The sequence below is a fragment of the Erythrobacter sp. CCH5-A1 genome (assembly GCF_001557115.1).
Taxonomy (GTDB): domain Bacteria; phylum Pseudomonadota; class Alphaproteobacteria; order Sphingomonadales; family Sphingomonadaceae; genus Erythrobacter.
This window is the reverse complement of sequence record NZ_LSKQ01000216.1, coordinates 1-2565: the sequence shown is the minus strand read 5'-3', so window position 1 is coordinate 2565 and position 2565 is coordinate 1. Positions and strand designations below refer to the sequence as shown.

Here is a 2565-nt window from a genome sequence, read left to right as displayed (position 1 = left end):
CTCCCCCCCCGCCCCCCCATTGCCGCCGAAACCCGGCGCAGGCATACAATCCCTCGCCGTTCCAACGCGGTAGCAAGGCGCGGCGGCGCGGGGCGCGGCAGGGGGATCGCAGCATGCAGGAAAAGCCGTTCAATCCGTTCATCGCCGCCATCTGGCGCAGGCTCGCCGAGACGATGCTGGTCGAGCCTTCGCGCATGGCGATCACGCCGCAGCAGGTGGTCGACAATCTGCAGACGATGTTCGGCAATATTCGCGGGCAAACCCCGTTCAACACCGGGCTCTCGGTGTTCGCGGCATGGGTGGTGCTGGGCGGGCCGGTGTGGCACTTCGCGCCGCGATCCTTCCGGGTGTGGCGGGTCCAGCGGCGGCTCAGGAACAGCCGCGTCGACCTGTTCCAGGACATGGCCCGCATCCGCGGCATCGTCTACGCGGGCTATTATGGCCACTGGGAGCCTGCCGCCGGGCCGAACCCCGATCAGCAGGCCGAGGAAGACGCCAACCGCAACAACCCGGTGCTGAGTGCGATCGGCTATACCTTGCCGCATCACCGCAGCCGCGCGGGCACGCCCGACGATCCGGCGATCGCCGAATACACCGGCAACGACCTGCCCGCCTCGGCCTTCGTCCACCCCGATGCGATCCCCGACACGGTCGAGGTGGTGGTGATCGGATCGGGCGCAGGCGGGGCGGTGGCGGCGGCGAACCTCGCGGCGCAAGGGTATGAGGTGCTGGTGGTCGAGGCGGGCCCCTACCTTCCCAGCTCGCAGATCACCACGCACGAGAAGTGGATGTCCTCGAGCCTGTTCAAGGACGGCGCGATCCAGACCACGCGCGACCGCGACATCATCGTCTTCCAGGGGCGCACCGTGGGGGGCTCCACGGTCATCAACAACGGCATCTGTCTGAGGCTCGCCGCCGAGGACGAGACCCACCCCGATGCCAACGACGTGCTCGCCACATGGAAGGGGCTGGGGGCGGAGATTTCGGCCAAGGCGCTGTCGGACGCCTATAAGCGGGTCGAGGATGTGCTCGGCGTGCACGAGATCGACAGGCGGCTCGGGCGCAACAACGGCACGCGGCTGCTCAAGGGCTGGGACGCCTACAAGGCCGCCTCCGCCGACCCGATGGACCAGCGCGCCGTCTCGGGCTGGTTCCGCAAGAACTGGGGTTCGAAATGCGAGCCCAATGCCTGCATCTCCTGCGGCTATTGCAACACCGGCTGCCCCTTCGGCCGCAAGCGCGCCATGCCCGAAAGCTTCCTCGGCCTCGCCGTGAAAGCCAAACGGCCCGCGCGCATCCTTGCCGAGGCCGAGGTCGCCGAAATCGGCTGGGGCGCGCGCGATGGCGATGGCCGCCGGGTCGCGACTTCGGTCAAGGTGGTGCTGCCCGACTATCGCGGCAAGACGATCCGCGTGACCAAGGGGGTGGTGGTCGCTGCGGGCACGATCGCCTCGAGCAATATCCTGTCGGCGAGCGGGATCCGGGGGACGGGGCGGGACATCTCGCTCAACATCGCCTGCCCCGTGCCCGCGCTGATGCCCGAGGATGTGATCGCCTGGGACGAGGACCAGATGGCGACCTTCATCGATCGCGGGGATTTCCTAATCGAGAGCCATTTCCAGCCGCCGATGAGCATGGCCTCGCTGGTCCCGGGGTGGTTCGAGGACCACTTCACCCGCATGCATCACTACAACCGCCTCGCCTCGGCGGGCGTGCTGTTCCCCGCTGACCGGCGCGGGCACATCAAGGGCGGCAAGCTCGATCTGAAGCTCAAGGAGGCCGACCTCGCGGTCCTGCGCCGCGCGCTGGCGCTGCTCAGCAAGACGCATTTCGCGGGCGGGGCCGAAGAGGTCTACCCCGCGCTGCTCAAGGGCGAGACGCTCCACAAGGCGATGACCCACGCGGAGATCGACGCCTATTTCGAAAGCGCCATCGCAGAGCCCGATGATGTGGTGCTCTCTTCCAGCCACCCCCACGGCGGCAATGCGATCAACGCCGATCCGGCCAAGGGCGTGGTCGATTTGGACCAGCGCGTCCACGGCACGGCCAACGTGCTTGTGTGCGATGCGAGCGTGATGCCGAGCTGCATCCGGGTGAACGCGCAGCTGACGACGATGGCGATGGCCGACCGGGTGACTTACGCGCGGCGGGTGTTCGGGTAGCCGAGTCGGCGGGGCCCAATTGATCCGTCGAAGGTCCTCCCCTGCCGGATAATTACCCTTTCCGAACGGATCGGCGGCCTCTCGCCCGAGCATTGTTGTAGCAAGCGCTTCAAGGTGTTTGGATGGTTAACGCTTCATTTTCAAACTTCTGAAATCTTGCTGTTTTCTCCCGCCGTTTACCCGGAATTAGCCGTGATTTTCGACTCTCGCCGCCGGACCGGAACTATGTGCGGGGACGAAAAATGCGGGAGACCACGGACAAGAATGCGCGCGCGCGGCGCGTGATGACGGCGCTTGCGGCCTGCCTGCTGCTGGCGGGCTGCGGCGGCGGCGACGGAAGCAGCGCGCCGCCTGCGACCGGCGGCACGCCGACACCGACCCCGACCCCCGCGCCCTCCCCGAC

The 2565-nt window shown here is 67.4% G+C and carries 1 protein-coding gene; it reads left to right on the top strand.

The genetic code is table 11. The features are described 5' to 3' along the window. Positions 1 to 2162: GMC family oxidoreductase N-terminal domain-containing protein (locus tag AX708_RS13010; RefSeq protein WP_369815622.1), on the top strand; the 2162-nt coding region annotated here is incomplete at its 5' end. Positions 2163 to 2565 lie beyond the last annotated feature (403 nt).